The organism is Pseudoalteromonas sp. T1lg21 (genome assembly GCF_002964625.1).
In the GTDB taxonomy this organism is placed as follows: Bacteria; Pseudomonadota; Gammaproteobacteria; order Enterobacterales; family Alteromonadaceae; genus Pseudoalteromonas; species Pseudoalteromonas gelatinilytica.
Genome location: NZ_PQBX01000056.1, coordinates 490,823 through 509,536 on the forward strand (window position 1 = coordinate 490,823; position 18,714 = coordinate 509,536).

Genomic DNA, 18,714 nt, shown 5'->3' on the forward strand with positions numbered 1-18,714 from the left:
TTAGCACGAGCTGGAATGAGGATTATGGCTTTATCATTACAAGAGAAAATTGAAGACACCAATCAAGGCGTCTACCTAATTGGTACCACACCGCCAAAGTCAGGTACTGATAAAGCACAGCTTGAGACCATTGCCCAAAAGCTACTTGGTCGTTTACACGAAATTGAATACGACGGTGTAATCATTTACGACATTCAAGATGAAAGTAGCCGTATTGCAAAGCCCCGTCCTTTTCCGTTTAAAGAGACTGTCGATCCTCGTGAATACAGTCAGTTACTACGCAGCTTGTCGCAACTTGATGTGATCACATATAAAAGCGTAGCTCAGCGTGGTGAAGCTGAATTTAGTGAGTGGTTAAATGAAACACGCAATGACTTTGAATTAAAAAATTTAGTGCTAGTAGGCAGTCCATCATCTGATGGTGACATCAAATTGAGCCTACCTGATGCGTATAAAGCTTTAGCAAAGCAAGACAATGATGTGTTTTTAGGTGGCGTTACTATTGCCGAGCGTCATGCCAGCAAACGCAATGAACATGAGCGTTTAGTTGAAAAAACAGCACAGGTTGTAAGTTTTTCATCTCGCAAGCCGTTTACAATGCCCAAGCAACGATTGATTTGATCACTAGCTATGCGCGTAGCTGTAAAGCACAAGGCACAGCACCAAAACGCATTATTCTAACGTTTACCCCGTGTGGTGGTGAAAAGACCTTGGAATTTATGGAGTGGTTAGGTATTTCTGTACCAGAAGCGACTAAATACCGTATGTTAGATTCGGAAAACACCTTGAGTGAATCAGTGCGTATCTGCCGCGAAAATCTCGATTTAATTTTACAAAGCTGCGCGCATTTAGATGTACCGCTAGGTTTAAATATTGAGAGCTTAACCAACCGTAAAGAAGAAATTGATGCGTCAATTAACCTTTACCGTTTACTTAAAGCAACCATGGAGTTAAACCTAGCTGAGAAGCAAATAGCTTAACGTGCTGCCTTAGAGGCTTGCTTTTTCTCATACATATCTTCATCTGCTCGTTTTAATAGCTCAGCAAAGTTTTCTTTTGGCTGAGCTATTACCCCTGAACCAATACTTAAGCTCGTAACAGGAATGCCACGCTTCTCTAAATTCACTTGGAAAGTGGTATTGAGCTTATCAGCGATGCTGTCTATGCAATCACCGGGCTGAACTTGCAATAACGCAATAAACTCATCGCCCCCTAGGCGGCCGATAATATCGGTTTCACGTAGGCATTCTTTCATCGTGTCAGCTAAACAAATCAGTGCGAGATCGCCCACTTCATGACCATACGTATCATTGAGTGGTTTAAAGCTGTTTATATCGATAAATAAACAACTAATATCAAAACCAAGACGTTTCGATATATTTAATTTATGTTGGCAAAGCAGGTCTATTGCACGGCGATTATAAATATTGGTCAGTGAATCAAGCATGGCAATTTCACGCATCTGCGTAAAGTTGTCTAACAGTGCAAGGTCATCTTCAACCATATCGCGAAGCTGCTCGATTAACTCTAAAAAGCTAGGTTGGTAATGGGTTTGTTTAAAATCCATAACGCAAAAGGTGCCAAACGGATCACCACTTGGCCAACTAATGGGCACCCCAAGATAAGACTCAAAGCCATCTTTTACCAGCGGGCTGTCATCCCATTGACTATCTTGGCTGGCATGATCAACATAGAGCGGTGCCATATCACGCAGTACTTTTTTGCAAAAAATATTATCGTCAGCGCTTAATTCAGCCCCTGCATCGTAAGGGTTTTCTTGCTGCTCACTGGAGACGATAATGCGATAGACATCATCTGTTTTATGAACGATGAAGCCTGCGGGAGCAGAAAACAGCTCGGTCATGAGATCAATTGTTTTCTGCCACTTTTCTAAGGAGAACTGTTTATCAGCGCGGCGGAACGTCCATTTATTCTCTTCTAACATACTAAACTCTCAACTTTAGCCGGAGGGTAGTATAAATATATGCCAGATTTAGGAACGTCTCCTACTTTTTTGCCCTAAAATACGTTTTTTATCGCGAGAGCGGCGTGCCTTATTCGTATTTTTACGAACTTGCTTCGGCTCTTTGGTTAAATCAGGCTCATAGCCTGGTAACCACTGCGGTGTGAGTCTGGTGTCGAGTAAGATATCTATTTCGTCTAATAGCCACTGTTCATCGATGCTAACCAGCGACATCGCCATCCCTTTCTCACCAGCACGCCCTGTCCGGCCAATGCGATGTACGTAGTCCTCAGCCACATAAGGCAGCTCATAGTTAATCACATACTTTAATGAGGAAATATCAAGACCACGCGCAGCAACATCCGTCGCTACCAGTACTCTTGTCGCACCTGATTTAAAATTTTGTAGTGCTTTATCGCGCGCACCTTGGCTCTTATCACCATGAATAGACTCGGTTTTTAAACCGTCTTTACACATTTCTTTCGCAAGCACATCAGCGGTTTGCTTAGTGCGAGTGAATATCAGTACTTGCTGCCAATTTTTCATGCCAATCATGTGTGATACCAGCTCACGCTTACGGTCTTCATCAACCGCATAAACTAGCTGCTCAACTTCAACCGCTGCTGAGTTGCGTTTATTCACTTCAACTAGTTTAGGATCATTTAATAACTGCTTACTGAGTTTAAAGATGCTGTCGTCAAATGTGGCTGAAAAAAGTAACGTTTGACGCTCTTTTGGCACATGGCGCAAGATACGTTTAATTTCGTCAATAAAGCCCATATCAAGCATGCGATCAGCTTCATCGAATACCAGCGCATTGATACTTGAAAGTTTAATACTGCCTTTGATCACATGATCAAGTAAGCGCCCAGGTGTTGCAACGACGACCTGCGCCCCTTTTATGGCTTTAATTTGTGGGCCAATACTGGCGCCGCCATAAGCCAGTGCTGCTTTTATATCTGTATGCGCAGCATAGCGCTCTACACTTGCAAATACTTGCTGAGCGAGCTCTCGGGTTGGTGTTAAAATTAGGACTTTGACAGCATCTGGAAGTACTTCAGCAGATAACAAATTGTGTAGTAGTGGTAAAACAAACGCGGCGGTTTTGCCCGTTCCCGTTTGTGCACTACCCATTACATCAGCACCCGCTAAAATAAGGGGGATTGTTTGCGCTTGAATTGCTGTAGGAGTGTGATAGTTCTCTTCTTGCAAGGCTGTTAGCAATGCAGGGGCAAGATTTAATTCTGAAAAGGTCGCTGCTGACATAGTCTGAAGTACATTTAGCTATAAAAGCGCTATTGTACGCGGAACATCAGCAACAAAAAAGGCGCAATAAGCGCCCTTTATACAATCTGTAATGACTACACCGGTTTAAGTGATTCTTTACGTTGATTATAAAAACTAATTAAGTCATCAACCGTTGCTTGGCAATAATCACGAATGCCAGATACAAGCATATGCTTTTCACCTGAACCTACTTTCTCACCATTTTCTAACAGATCAAAGCGAAGCGTAATTTTGCCGCGTTTGCCCGTAAACTCAAAATCAGGCTCAGCAAATTGTAATTCAGGTGCACTGATATCAAGGCGATCAAGGTTAATCAGCATTGATTCGTAAATCACCATTGGACGCGCTGGGTTGATCATCACATCCTGCTTACTCATCAATGGAATGATAACATGCGGGAAGGTCGTGCCAGAGAACTCAACATAGTTTTTGATTAAGCTATTTGTTAACTCAGGGCACTTGCTAACAGCGCCTTCACGTTTCACTTTTAACATGACTTTTTCGCCATCGGTGATCGCAAATTCATCAGCACCTTCAGGGAAAGTCAGCTTTGAATTTTCATCAACCATACCTGCAAACGTGAATTCCATTTTTTCACTGATGCCATAGCGGTTTAAAACCAGCGAAAAAAGTAAATCGCCCGGCACACAAAACTTTTTAGCATCTTTATCGTGTAACGGATTGAAATCATCAGCCACTAACTTGGCGAAACGACAGCCTTGTTCACGTGAGATAGAAACGTAATCAGCATGTTGCTGATAATAAGGACTTAACATAATTGTTCACTGCTTAAACTACTTATAACCTAACTATACTACCAGATAAAATGAAAATAGAGGTCGAATCTGTTAATTATTAATCACGTACTCAGCAAATGTTAAATTACATCAGCTAAAATAATGGTTTCGATAGGGAAAATTTAAATTGTATCAATTTGTACGAAACAATTAACAAATAACCCAGAATAGTAAACACTTATGCCCGGCTAAAAGATAGTGAAAAACTATTAGCTAAAACTAAATATAAATTCAGTTTTCTTTTTAAAACAACAAGCTAACTTTAGAGCAATAAAAAAATACGCCAATAGGCTGAAAATACTGGCTTTGCATAGCACCTATTTGTAGCTATAACGATAAATAAGGTATGATAGACCCGCTTTTTTATCGTGTAATCGCCACTCATAGGCTGCATAAATAATAATTATAATAAGCGGCATACAAATGAGTACTCAAAGTGAGTTGGGCGGGTTACATCAACTTTCGATGGTTATTGTTACTTTGAAAAAAAGACTATTAAAAAACAGAGACTTGGTTAAATGATAAACCGATTAAGTTGGCTATTACTGTTTTTTTGTCTTTGTTTTTCGTCGCTTTGCTTAAGTGATGACAATCCCGAGCAACCTTTTTTTAAAGTCTCTCCCACGGTGTGTGTGACAGACGCGAAACAAAAAGCCTGTGAATTTAATATACAGATTCATTTTCGTGTTGCTCCCTTTAAAGAGCTTTGTTTAGAGATAACTCAACGTCCACACTATACGCAGTGTTACAAACAAGGTGGTTTAATTGTCGAGAAATTAACGATTAAGACTGAGCATCCGCTGACGGTCAAATTAATTAATCCATTGAACAATCAAGTTGTTAAGCAACAACTACTGTCAATAGCAAGCTATGAAGCTAAAGATTACCGTATAAAACGGCGCTTTGGCTGGAGTTTATAATGCAGCATATTTTTTTAATTGAAGATGATGTGAAATTAGCAAGCTTAATTCAAACGTTTTTGTTAAAGCATGGCTATACCATAGATGTATTTAATACTGCTGAGGCGTACCGTAGCAGTGAAATCACCTTCATGCCATCACTGATTATCTGTGATGTGATGCTACCGGATGGCAATGGTTTTGAGTTAATTTCTCAATTGAAAGAAAAATACAGTTGCCCTGTCATTTTTCTAACGGCGCTGGATTCTGTGCAATCACAAATTAAGGGCTTAAACCTAGGTGCTTACGACTACCTTGTAAAACCCATTAAGCCTGAACTGTTACTCGCCAAGATAAAAACGATTATTGCCCACACCGTTGGCCAAGATAACTTTTCACACCAAATTGACATTTTGCGTATCGATACTAAAAAACGCGATATCTACTTTCATAATACAGCGTTGAATCTCAACGAAAGTGAATTTGAAATCATTGCTTACCTTGCTAAAAATACCCCACAACCAGTTTCTCGCGAAGTCTTATTCAAACATGTTATTGGCCGTGAGTATGACGGACTTGACCGAGCGATTGATTTAAAAATTAGCCGTTTACGCAAAAAGCTTAAAGAAACCATTAGCGATCAAAAAGAAGCGTTAGATATCAAGTCTGTACGAGGTAAAGGATACAGCTTGGATATTTCAAAAATATGAAGCAGCAATTTTTTAAGCTCTATTTAATTATCACAGTAAGCTTAATTGCTTTAGTTTTAGCTTTTGGCCAGCTTTATAATCAGTTTTTTTCTGAACAGATCCCCAGCGTACAAATCAGTGTCGCAGAGCTTGCGAAAATTGCAGAACAAAAAGAAACGAGGATCAGCTCCTTTAATCAAAATGAGCTTGTATTACCTAATTCATTACAAGCCAGTTTCGATAAAGATGGCATTATCAGCGTCACCGAAAACAATCAGCAGTTTATATACTTAAAAGGAAGTAATGGCAGCATCCAAAAAGTTGGCCCCATTTCTTTGATTTCGCAAGCAAAGACTGACTGGTTTGCATTTTTTGCCTTTTACTTTTTACTTGGCGCGATGATTTTGTTGTTCATTCGCCCGGTCTTTCGTGATTTAAGCCTATTACAACGCGCAGCTTACCGCTTCAGCAAAAAACCGCAACGGATAGAGCTTGATATAAAACCTAACTCATCCATTGCGCCATTAGCTAGCACCTTCACCCATATGTCTGAACGCATCAATAAATTTGTTCAGCTACATAACGACCTATCTCGTATTATTTCCCATGAAATTCGCACGCCCCTTACCCGAATGCGCTTTGCTTTATCGATTGCCGATTTGGAATCGCAAGAAAGTAGCCAAATAGAACGCGATATTGATGAGATTGAATTACGCTTGGAGCAATACCTATCGTTCGCTCGCTTAGAGCACCAACAAAGTGTGTTTAATCAAGAGAAAGTTAACTTAACTAAACTGATCAACACAGAAATTGCTAAATTTGATTTATACAAAGAACTTAAATTTACGCCATCCCTTGAGGTAGAGACAGCCTATTGCGAAGCAAGCTTTATGGCTATTGCAGTACAAAACTTACTGATCAACGCCACAAAATACGCAAAAAACACTATTTATATAAGCAGTGCAGAACAAGCAGGCTATTACTTTATAAGCATTACTGATGATGGACCTGGCTTACCAATTAATGCGGATGCGCTCATTGAACCTTTTAAACAAGGTGAAGGAGATAAGCTTGCGAGTGGCTATGGATTGGGACTTTATATCGTGCATCGTATTGCCAGCTGGCATGGCGGTAAAATTAGCTTAGCTAACAGCTCACAAACAGGCGGTGCAGAGATCACCATTCGCTGGCCTAAAAGTGGTAAGTAATACCTGTAAAACCTGAGAAGTAACCATTTTTATTGATCATGTGTGAGTTAGCTAAGTTGCTATCAAGCCATGTATGTTTGAGTTTGAAATCAAGCGTGAAACTATCGCTAATAGGGAATTCGTAACTTACTTTTAAATAATAGTTAGTGGCACTTTCTAAGTTGTAGCTTAGTAAACGGGTTTTGCTTTCTGATGGACTCACCGTGTAGTAATAATCGATCAGCTCTTCATTTTTGTAATTAATGCCCGCCTCAATGCCAGCAGTACCAGAAAACAGTTCAAATACTTGATAGCCGTTTAGCAGGATTTCATAACCATTATGAACATTGGTTACATCATGGACATAGGCTGCACTTAACCACATTGCATCGAAGACGTTTACCGCAGATGACAGCCCCGCCATGTAAGAAAGGTCACGCTCTATAGGTGTTAGGTTAATCGGTGATGCGGTGGGTAATGCCGGTCGCCCAGAGCTCGAACGAACAACACCGGTGGCATAGAGTTTATCTACCCCATCCAGCTCAAAGAAAAAGCCATCATCATTAAAGCGCCCCAGTAAATCAACGTAAAAGTTCTCTGTTTCATAGAGGCTGTAGCCTAAAGAAAAGTCATCGAAATACCAGTTATCACCATAATAAGCAAAGCTTGGCAGGATTGGCGAAGTGACGTCATCGGCATCAAGTACCGGGTTCTCAATGCCCCCGTAACCCACTGTGATGCTGGCATGGATTGTCGACTTTTTAATTAATTGTTGCTGTTTAATATCAGCCTGCGCAAACGCAGTTGATGCAGATAAACAACACACTAAGCCAAACAATTTCTTCATTAACGCAATTCACCTTTATGTCATAATTAAGAATTATTATGACAACTCTATACTACTAAAAACTATTTAGTCTTTACCCAATCGGGAACGATCATATCGTTTGCGCGCTTTATTGTATAATTTTTTTGACCAACAAAACGGCGTAGACAGCTGATTTACGCCCCACATTCAAACTAACACACTGAAAAAAATATAAAATAGCTTGTACATTTTGCTACATAGGTTTTCAGTTGTTAGTTATTCTTTTTGGTTATTAAAATATACAACACGATTTTCTAGACCAAAAAAAGGGCCCGAAGGCCCTTTGTCACATAACATACTTAGGGAGTACTTAGCCTCGTTTTACGCGGCGACGAACACCAGCAAAACCAGCTAATAGAACAGTTAACCATGCAAGTGAACCACTTGATGATTTCGCTTTTTCTTCAGGAACCACGGTTGTTTCTTGTGCCGTTACCGTCACAGCAACACCAAGTTCCATCGCTTCAACACCATCACTTACTGTGACAGTGAACTGATGCTCACCAGCCGTTAAGCCTGATACTTCAGTGATTGCTGATGTTGGGCTTGCGATTGTACCTGGGCCTTCCCATGAGAAAGTTAACTCATCGTTATCTAAATCATGTGATGCTGATGCATCTAGGGTAATCACGCTGCCTTCCGTAACTTGCTGAGCACTTGCTTCAACAACCACTACCGGTGCGTCATTGACTGCTTCAACCGTTAACATAAAGGTCGTGCTTGCAGCATCTGATGGATACTCAATATCAGACACCACAACCGTTACTTCAGTCTCACCAGAGAAGTTTTCATTTGGTGTAATCGTGACTGTATCGCCATCAACTTCATAGGTTACGTCATCAGAAATTACCGAGATTTCATTCTTCGAGTTCTTCTCATCAATGTGATGAACCTCGAAGCTAATTGGTGTTTCTTCCGTTGTTACCATGTCATCAAGGGCTACAACAGTGATGTTGCCAGGAATGGCCAGTGTTGCCGTTGAAGTCATGTCGTTAAGACCTGAGATTGCCGCTTTAGCTTCAATTTCAAGTGTTTGACCTGCAGCTGATGGCATTACTTCTGCCCATGCAGTCACTTCAAATTGTGATGACTCTGGACCTACATAGTCCATACACACCACGTAGCCATCGCTGATCACTTCATCTAGGTTGTTATAAGCGATTTGAATACCACGGTAGTTTTCAAGTGGACCATACTCATACTGGGCACCACGGAAACCTTGTAAACCGATACTACCTGCAGGACGTGTCGACCCATAATCTAGGTTATCGTATGCATAGTAAATTTCATGCTCACCTTTACCAAAGCGTGTATTTGCATTAAATAACACTTGGAAATCAAATGAGTTATCACGTTTGGTGTAAGTGTATTTACCCGTTGTACGGTCGTACACTGGATCGTCATAGTCTGATGCGTTATCCCACTCAACAATACCCCAACCTGTTGCGGTACTTGCGAGTGAAATACCTTCGCTAGACGATAAACCAACTGACATTACTGAGCGTAATAAGCCACTATCTGTGAACTCCCACCCACGCCATAATGGACCCATGTTCTCATATGGGAATGAGTTATAAGGGAACGGATTATGTACCGGGTAGAAGTAACGGCTACCATTGGTATTCACTGTACCCATACCACGAATTTGGATTATCGAGTTTTGGATATTGGTATTTTCAGCATTGTTATACAGGCTAAATGTGTCATAAGCACCGTTGTATAAACTTGCGATTGGTAACGAATAACCACTGCGTGAGTTGTAAAGATTGTTTTCATCGAAACCAGATAGAATTGGCGTAATACCAAACTCTGATAAATCAACATAACCACCCGGGTTTGAGTTACCAAAATCAGGCGTACGACACATTTCATCGGTAATGTTATCTGTCACGATATAATCAGGCTCAACATCGCGGGTATCTGCTTGCGTACCTGTTACAATCACTTTACCGTCTGCAATTTCAACATTGATTTCTGATGCTGTAGAAACCGCAACGTTTTCAGCTTTGATATCAAGACCTGCAGGGATAGCAAGTTCCAATGAGAACTCACGATCAGCACCTGAGTTATTCGCTAACACTTCAAACGTGTAAGGAACCATATCGCCTACTTTTGCACCTGTATATGGCGCATCAAGGTGAGCAACATCGTTACCACGGTTTAGCTTAAATGGAATAGACCCTAGGTTGCCATAGTTCACAGCCGAAGTACCTACATCTAATAGTGAGTAGTACACGCTGTCAGCGTCAAGATCCATATCCCAGTTTACTGTCATTTCAACAGTATTTTGGCCATCACTACCCGGCAGGCTTGCAGTCATACCTGATGCAACTTGGTCTGACACAACCGCAGTCGCAATTTCAAAAGTTTCTTCAACTGCATCTACTGACGATTTATTGGTGTTATAAACAACAACCCAATACTCACCTTCTTCAGGATTATTAATATTACAGAAGTTTTTATAAATCTTATGGTTTGATACACACAAGATTTCGTCTTGTGGCTGTACAATACCATCACCGTTGTAGTCTTTACCTACATAGATGATAGGATTACCTACATTTAAAGTGCCTTCAAGTTCAGACTCAACACTCACTGTTTCTGCAATTAAGCGTTTTGAATTTGCAGGTACCGTTACAAATTTAGCAAATGTTGCTTCATCTAGAATATCTGCCGCATCCACTTCGTCTGTGCGATTCATAGCCCAAGGGAAAGTACGGTCATCATCTTTTGGTAAAGTCACCGTGGTGATGTCTGCTTTTATAGGCTGATATGCACGTGCTACAGGTGCTTCAACACTTGGTAAGACGATACCTTTAGCAACATAAGTACCTACGTTTGAGTGAGCTGTCGTCTCTAATGATGATGGTAAGTTACCACGGTCATATTTAAACGCGACAGGCCAATGTGCATCTGGAATGTCCGCTTCTTCAGCTTGGAAAACAAGGTTTGTATGAAGCTCAACTTCAGAGTTACTAAACCAATCTTGGGTATCCATGATTGATGCTTTAACTATGATTGTTTGTGTTTCACCTTTTTTCAGCGAGAAGGTTTTCGGGAAGATATCAATGTTTACGCCATTTTGCTTACCTTGCGTATTTACGTCAAACGCCCAGTTTTCTACATCTTCGTGGCTTACCGTCCAGGTACCATCTTCTGTTGCTTTAATGGTACGAACCCATTGACACTCAGGTGCACATGAGAAGTTAACTAGGTTTGGTAAGTTTAATTTATGTGGCGTACCACCATTATATGGATCAGCAGCTAAGAAGTTATCCGCGCTTTCATCCATTACAAAACCCGCTTTAGCAGCCAATGCAACATTGATGCGACCTGCACCTGAACGGTAGATTTTCGCATCTGCTACAACATCACTTTCGCTATTTAAACGGTGATATTTAACAACGTTTTCAGCGGTCATTGATAATGCAGATTGAATTTCAGCCGCCGTCCACTCTGGGTGAATTTGACGTAGTAACGCCATTGAGCCGGCAACATGTGGTGATGCCATCGACGTGCCGCTGATCGCTGCATAATCTTGACCATGTGGAGTTACAAACGGATGCTCATCAGAGTATGCCGCGTAAATATCAACACCTGGTGCTGCAAGCGTTGGTGCTAAAATTTCAATGTTTGAATATGATGGACCACGTGATGAGAAGGTTGCTAACCAATCCGCATCGTCCGTATCAACGCGACGTTCAATTACTGTTGGCTTGATGGTGATCATATGACCTTTTTCTGAGTAGCTATCTACCCAGTCTTCTAAGCCATCTTCTGGATAAACACCATTCCATTGGTCATAAGTAAAGTGAACACCCGGTAATGAGTAACCTTCAGCTACAGTACCTTGGTCACGGACACGGTTGAACATAATGAAACCATCTGCACCACCGGCTTTCACATGATCAACTTTTGCAGTACGGGCATTGGCTGCTGAGTCGTTTGGATCGTGGCGTTGACAGATCACAATCACATTGGTGCTACCATCAGCCGCACCTGCGATTTCGGTGCCATCTTTGTAGAAATTAAAGGTATTTTCTGGGTAATCTGCTGTACAGTAACCGTTGTAATCTTTAAAACCATCTACGTCTGCATAGTCTTTAGCCCAAACAACAACACCGGTAATTTCTTCACTGTTGATTGAACCACCAACAAGACCGGTTTCTGACCAGCTAGGTACTTCTGAACCCAAAGTTTCGTCAGCAAAACCTGCATATTCAACCGCAGTTTCGACAGCAACAGTACGACCATGCGTTGTTGCTGCAACTTGTGCAAGCCAAGGAGACGAGTTATCTAAATAACCAAAGCATTCAGCTGCGCCACATGCTTGACCACTGTTACCTGCTGCCGCAGCAACATTGATACCTGCTTCACGCGCAGCTAAAAAAGCAAGCTGCACAGGATCAGCCCACACATTTGAATCAGCACCACCAATTGAGAAGTTGATGACATCAACACCATCAGAAATTGCATCTTCGATACCCGCAACAAGTGCTTCACCAGGACAGCCTGCGTATTCTTCACTTGATGGGTAACATACTTGATATGCAATGATATTTGCATGCGGTGCAACACCTGAAATTTCAGGGAATAAACCTTCTTTTAAGATATTACCATCGGTATTTTCACCGTAGCTTGCTAGCATAAATGGCACGTCTTTAACGACGTTACCCGCAGCTGTTGAAGCAACGTGCGAACCGTGACCTTGATAATCTTCACCAATTGCAGGCCAGCCTGGGATCATGGCATCAAATGCATCCGTGATCACATCATAAGAACGCACACCGATTAATTTATTATTACATTGAATTTCTTCTGGTTCTTCAACACAGTCACCTACATAAACACCTGCGCCAAACGGGTTTTCATGTTCATAACCATCGCCACCTACGGCAGCAAATGAAGGGTGGTCTGAGTTAATACCGGTATCGATAATACCTACGATTTGACCTTCACCTTTACCTTTGATGCCACTTGGAACACTTGAGCCATCCCAAATTTGATCCGCACCGATATGCTTAGGGCCTTCATCAGAAAGAAGATCATAGTTTTTCGAACGCATCACAGAAACAACTGCACCAAGTTCTGCAACGCGCATTGCTTCTTGCTCTGTCATTTTTACAGAGAAACCATTTAATGCTTTAGTGAATTGACGGCGCATCTCTGTGCGCCCCGTCACAGCTGTCACGCTTTGCATTACAGTACGTTGTTTTGAAAGTAGTTTATTTTGATAATCAGTCACGGCTGAAACTGTCGCTTGACCTTTCTCAAATACTTTTGAAACGCCTTGTGCTTGAAGTGTTTGCGATAATGGCGACGTTAAATCGCGGGCTTCAAGTGCCACTGAATTATCACGTAAACGAATGATATAAATATGTTCGCCATCAATACCTTCTTCTGTGAATTTATTCGCTTGGCTATTTAGCTGAACATTCAAACCATCGTTTTGCAGCATGTTGCTAGAGTCACCTTGGTTAATCTCTTTGCTAAATGCTTTTACTTCTTCAAATGTGATGTTTGGTGCTTTTAATTGGTGTTTAACTTGATTGTTATCAACACCCACTGCGTGAGCAGCACTAGCACTGTAGAGAGCTGCGGCAACAGCAATCGAGAGTGTTTTCACTTGCATAAAGTATCCCCTGGATAGTTAATTAGAATAATTATTCAAGCTTGTGAACATCCATTTCACTGCTTGCGATTACAATATAACCACAGGGACAATTAAATTTAGGTGTACATTTGTGTAGCGTTTTGTACATACCGTTAACATTAAAATTACTTTATAGCTGTAAAAACATACCCCCATACCAATGTAAGGTAATAATAATAAACGAAAAAAGGGCCAAGAAGCCCTTTTGTTAAATCACTCATTTTTGCAAAGATTAGTCGCGTTTTAGCTTACGACGTCTTACTCCAGCAAAACCAGCAAGTAGTACAGTGAACCATGCAAGTGAACCACTTGAACCTTTTTTAGAGTCATCCTCTGGTTCAGGCGTTACTTCTGTTGGTTTCTCAACGCCATCTGAGTTCACCGTTAACACAAACGATGTTTGCGCTTTATCAGATGGATTTTCGATATCTGATACCACCACAGTTACCTCAATGTCACCATAGAAGTACTGATCTGGTGTAATCGTCACAGTATCGCCTTCTACAACGTAGCTTGCATTTTCAGCAATAATTGAGATTTCATTTTTAGAGTTTGTTTCGTCGATGTGATGTACTTCAAAACTGATTGGTGTCTGCTCTTCAGTTACCATATCATCAATTGCTACAACAGTGATGTTACCTGCAACTTCAATGGTATTTGTCACAACTTTGTCAATCGTTCCCGACATTTGTGTACGTGCTTCAAACTCCATTGTTTGCCCTGCACCGCTTGGTAAAACTTCCATCCAAGCCGTTACTTCAAATTGTGAAGATTCAGGACCTACGTAGTCCATACATACAACAAGATCATCTTGAATCACTTCATCTAGGTTATTGTACGCAATATCGACACCTAAGAAGCCTTCTAACGGACCGTATTCGTTAATAAAGCCTTTATAACCAGCGATACCGATACTACCGCGTGCATCTGTTGAGCCAAAGTCGATATTATCGTAAGCAAAGTAGATTTCATGCTCGCCTTTACCAAAGCGTGTTTGTGCATTAAAAATAGTTTGGAAATCGAAGCTATTGTCGCGACGCACACCTTCGTACAGACCGGTTTCACGGTTGCGGTTAAACTCACCGTAGTCAGCTGCGTTATCAAACTCAATAATTGCCCAACCACTTGATGTACCAGCAACAGTAATACCTTCTGATGAACTTAAGCCCATTGAAAGAACATCTCGGTTATAACCGCCAGTTCCATTACCCCAGCCACGCCATAATGGTGCAATATTCTCATACGGGAACGAGAAGTATGGGAACGGGCTATGCGCAGGCGTTAAATACGGTGAACCTAGGTTATCGATAGTACCGATACCTTTAATTTGGAAAAAGTTGTTATACCAGTTTACGTGATCATAGTTATTGTAAAGACTTAAACGGTCCCATTGACTACCCCAAACTTGAGTTACAGGAATAATCCAACCACGACGATAATTTGGTAAACCACTACTATCAAAACCTGATAACACAGGTGACATGCCAAACTCGCTCAAGTCAACATAACCACCCGGATTTGAGTTACCAAAATTAGGCGTGCGACACATTTCGTCAGTGATGCTATTTGTCACGATATAATCTGGTGCAACATCACTGGTATCAAGCTGCGTACCAGTAAGTACTAACTTACCATCAGCCACTTCAACATTGACATCAGTTGTGCTCGAGATAAGTACGTTATCTTTGTGCAGTGCTAAACCATGTGGAATATCAAGCTCAAAGCTATATTCACTATCGATACCAGTGTTATTCGCCAATACTTCAAACGTTACTGGGATATAGTCGCCCGCTTTCACTTTTGCTTTTGGTGAATCAACATGGACGTGGTCTTTACCACGAATAAGTTTAAGTGGAATTGAACCTAAATCGCCCATATTTGTCGCAGAACTGCCAACATCAACCAGCGAGTAGTAAACGCCATCAACGTCCATTTCCATATCCCAGTTAATAGTCATATCAACTGTGTTAATACCATTGCTTTGCGGTAAAGTAGCACTCAACTGCTCTGATACTTGCCCAGATACAACAGCTGTTGTGAAGCTAAATGTCTCAATAATATCGCCTTCTGGGTAATCATTTTTGTATGAGTTATAAATAACAGCCCAATATTCACCCTCTTCAGGGTTATTGATATTACAGAAGTTGTTATAAAGTTTATGGTTAGATACACATAGGATTTCGTCTTGAACTTGAATCTGACCATCACCGTTGTAGTCTTTACCTACATAGATAAGGGCATTACCAGCATCGTTTGTGCCAGCAAGTTCTGATTCAGAACCCATGATTTCAACCGTTAAACGCTTACTGTTAGCAGGTACACTGATGAACTTAGTGAATGTTGCCTCATCCAGTACATCACTCGCATCGACTGAACCTTCAACACGATTAATCGACCACGGATAAGTTTTGTCGTTATCTTTAGGCAATGAAATCGTTTCGACTTCTGCTTTCACAGGCTGATATACACGCGCAACAGGTGCATCAACATTTGGTAGTTGAATGTTAGGTGCAGTAAATGATCCTTGATCAGTGTGGATCACCTTATTTAAGCGCGATGGTAAATCACCACGGTCATATTTAAATGCCATTGGCCAATGAGCGTCTGAAATACCTTCTTCAGCGGCTTTAAAGTGTAAGTTTGAATGCAGCTCAACTTCTGAGTTACTAAACCAATCTTGGGTATCCATGATTGATGCTTTCACAACGATAGTTTGCGTTTCGCCTTTTTTCAGTGAGAAGGTTTTCGGATAAACCTCAATGTTTACACCATTTTGAACAGCTTGTTTATTGGTATCAAATGACCAGTTCACCACGTCACCGTGCTCAACCGTCCACGTACCATCTTCAGTTGCTGTGATAGTACGAACCCACTGACATTCAGGTGCACAAGTAAAATCAACTAGGTTAGGTAAGTTCAATTGATGTGGAGTACCACCATTGAATGGATCTGCAGCTAAGAAGTTCTCTGCTGTTTCGTCCATTACAAAGCCTACTTTAGCAGCTTTAGCAACATTAATACGACCTGCACCAGCACGGTAAATTTCAGCAGTATCAACGACGTCAGTTTTATCATTTAAGCGATGGTATTTAACCACGTTATCAGCAGTCATGGTTAATGCTGACTGCACTTCAGTGGCTGACCAATCAGGGTGAATTTGACGAAGTAACGCCATGGCACCAGCAACATGTGGTGAAGCCATAGACGTACCACTAATTGCGTTATAATCTTGACCGTGTGGCGTTGTAAACGGATGCTCATCTGAGTAAGCCGCAAGAATGTTCACACCTGGGGCAGCAAGTGTTGGGGCAAGAATTTCAACATTAGAATAAGACGGACCACGTGATGAGAATGTTGCTAACCAGTCAGCATCTTCTTCATTTACTTGGCGTTCAATCAAGGTCTCTTTGATGGTGATCATGTGACCTTTTTCTGAAGAACTATCAACCCAGTCTTCTAAACCATCATTCGGGTAAACACCATTCCATTGATCATATGTAAAGTGCACACCCGGTAATGAATAACCTTCAGTTACAGTCGCTTGATCTCTATCGCGGTTAAACATGATATAACCGTCTGCACCACCCGCTTTTACGTTATCTACTTTTGCAGTACGTGCGTTAGCATTAGGATCGCTTGGTTCATGACGCTGACAGATAACAATAACATTGGTGCTACCATCCGCTGCACCCGCGATTTCAGTGCCGTCTTTATAGAAATTAAAGGTGTTTTCTGGATACTCAGCAGTACAATAGCCATTGCTGTCTTTGTAGCCATTTACATCTTCATAGTCTTTAGCCCAAACAACCACACCGGTGATCTCATTGGCATTCACCGCACCACCGATTAAACCAGTTTCTGACCAACTTGGTACTTCTGAACCAAGCGTTTCATCGGCAAAACCAGCGAACTCTACAGCCGTCTCAACAACAACAGAACGACCATGCGTTGTAGCTGCGACCTGAGCAAGCCACGGCGATGAGTTATCAAGATAGCCAAAACATTCAGCTGAGCCACATGCTTGACCACTGTTACCTGCGGCTGCCGCAACGTTGATACCCGCTTCACGCGCTGCTAAGAAGGCAAGTTGTACAGCATCAGCCCACACATTTGAATCAGAACCACCGATAGAGAAATTGATTACATCAACACCATCAGAAATCGCATCTTCGATACCTGCAACCAATGCCTCACCCGGACAACCCGCATAGTCAGCACTGTCTGGGTAACACACTTGATAAGAGATGATGTTTGCGTGCGGTGCAACACCTGAGATTTCTGGGAAAACATCTTCTTTGATGACAACACCGTCAGATTGCTCACCTAATCCCATTACCATGTAAGGTACGTTTTTAACTACGTTACCCGCTGCTGTTGAAGCAACGTGAGAACCGTGACCACCGTAATCTTCACCAATGGCTGGCCAGCCTGGGATCATGGCATCATAAACATCAGTGATCACGTCATAAGAACGCACACCAATTAGTTTGTTATTGCATTGAATTTCTTCAGGTTCTTCAACACAGTCACCAACGTAAACACCGTCGCCAAACGGATTTTGGTGCTCATAGCCATCACCGCCAACGGCTGCAAAAGATGGGTGATCTGTATTAATACCGGTATCGATAATACCAACAATTTGACCTTCGCCTTTACCCTTGATACCGCTTGGTACACTACTGCCATTCCAAATTTGATCAGCACCGATATGCTTTGGACCTTCATCAGACAATAAGTCATAATTTTTAGAACGCATCACCGTTGCGACACTGCCAAGCTCGGCTACGCGGCGAGCTTCTTGCTCAGTCATTTTTACAGAGAAACCGTTGAGTGCTTTCGTGAATTGACGGCGCATCTCAGTACGGCCTGTTACAGCGGTTACAGTGCTCATCACTGTTTGCTGTTTGCTTAATAACTTATTTTGATATTCAGTTACCGCAGCAATCGCTGGTTGGCCTTGTTCAAATACTTTGCTAACACCTTGTGCCTTCATTGTGCGGGCAAGCGGTGATTCAAAATTACGCGCTTCTAGAGCAACTGAATTTTCACGAAGTGTCACAATATAAACATGCTCGCCATCAAGGCCTTCTGCGTTGAATTTGCTCTTTTGGCCATTCACTTGCACGTTTAAACCGTCATTCTGCAGCATGCTATGCGAGTCTGCGGTATGAAATTCTTCTGTTAATTTGACGATTTCTTCAGTCGTGAAACTAGCTGGCTTTAAAACATTTGCTTGTTTAAATGGTTGGTCTATACCGACAGCATGAGCTGCACTGGCGCTATAAATTGCTGCTGCAACAGCAATCGATAAGGTCTTAACTTGCATTAGTATCCCCTGGATAGTTGGTAAGTATAGTTATTCAAGATTTGT

9 protein-coding genes and 1 pseudogene are annotated in these 18,714 nt (G+C 41.6%); 4 read left to right on the top strand and 6 right to left on the bottom strand.

Annotation, left to right across the window (positions count from 1 at the left end; translation table 11 throughout):
- Positions 1-24 precede the first annotated feature (24 nt).
- A pseudogene (locus C2M25_RS12495) lies at positions 25-980 on the top strand (methylenetetrahydrofolate reductase).
- Here the strand turns inward: C2M25_RS12495 and C2M25_RS12500 are convergent.
- The 3 genes from C2M25_RS12500 to C2M25_RS12510 all read right to left on the bottom strand — a co-directional run bounded on the left by C2M25_RS12500 (position 977) and on the right by C2M25_RS12510 (position 4,026).
- A complete protein-coding gene (locus tag C2M25_RS12500; protein ID WP_063703337.1) occupies positions 977-1,945 on the bottom strand; it encodes a sensor domain-containing diguanylate cyclase in 969 nt (322 codons plus the stop codon). The pseudogene C2M25_RS12495 and the gene C2M25_RS12500 overlap by 4 nt on opposite strands.
- Positions 1,946-1,993: 48 nt before the next feature.
- A complete protein-coding gene (locus tag C2M25_RS12505; RefSeq protein ID WP_105181240.1) occupies positions 1,994-3,229 on the bottom strand; it encodes a DEAD/DEAH box helicase in 1,236 nt (411 codons plus the stop codon).
- 95 nt (positions 3,230-3,324) lie between these two features.
- Positions 3,325-4,026: a DUF3581 domain-containing protein gene (locus C2M25_RS12510; RefSeq protein ID WP_105181241.1), complete on the bottom strand. Its 702-nt coding sequence runs from the start codon at positions 4,024-4,026 to the stop codon at positions 3,325-3,327.
- Between the two features lie 539 nt (positions 4,027-4,565).
- Between C2M25_RS12510 and C2M25_RS12515 the strand changes: the two genes are divergently transcribed.
- From C2M25_RS12515 to C2M25_RS12525, 3 genes are read left to right on the top strand one after another with little or no spacing between them, the layout of a single operon-like run.
- Complete coding sequence (locus tag C2M25_RS12515) at positions 4,566-4,967, top strand: DUF3019 domain-containing protein (RefSeq protein ID WP_138625483.1); 402 nt, start codon at positions 4,566-4,568, stop codon at positions 4,965-4,967.
- Positions 4,967-5,656: a response regulator transcription factor gene (locus C2M25_RS12520; protein WP_063703328.1), complete on the top strand. Its 690-nt coding sequence runs from the start codon at positions 4,967-4,969 to the stop codon at positions 5,654-5,656. Before C2M25_RS12515 ends, C2M25_RS12520 begins: the two co-directional genes overlap by 1 nt.
- A complete protein-coding gene (locus C2M25_RS12525; protein WP_063703326.1) occupies positions 5,653-6,843 on the top strand; it encodes an ATP-binding protein in 1,191 nt (396 codons plus the stop codon). The genes C2M25_RS12520 and C2M25_RS12525 overlap by 4 nt, the downstream gene beginning before the upstream one ends.
- Here the strand turns inward: C2M25_RS12525 and C2M25_RS12530 are convergent.
- The 3 genes from C2M25_RS12530 to C2M25_RS22210 all read right to left on the bottom strand — a co-directional run bounded on the left by C2M25_RS12530 (position 6,827) and on the right by C2M25_RS22210 (position 18,669).
- A complete protein-coding gene (locus C2M25_RS12530) occupies positions 6,827-7,669 on the bottom strand; it encodes a MipA/OmpV family protein (protein WP_063703325.1) in 843 nt (280 codons plus the stop codon). The genes C2M25_RS12525 and C2M25_RS12530 overlap by 17 nt on opposite strands.
- 331 nt (positions 7,670-8,000) lie before the next feature.
- Complete coding sequence (locus C2M25_RS22205) at positions 8,001-13,322, bottom strand: S8 family serine peptidase (protein WP_105174816.1); 5,322 nt, start codon at positions 13,320-13,322, stop codon at positions 8,001-8,003.
- A gap of 253 nt (positions 13,323-13,575) precedes the next feature.
- On the bottom strand, positions 13,576-18,669 hold the full coding sequence (locus C2M25_RS22210) for a S8 family serine peptidase (protein ID WP_105181242.1): 5,094 nt from the start codon (positions 18,667-18,669) through the stop codon (positions 13,576-13,578).
- Positions 18,670-18,714 lie beyond the last annotated feature (45 nt).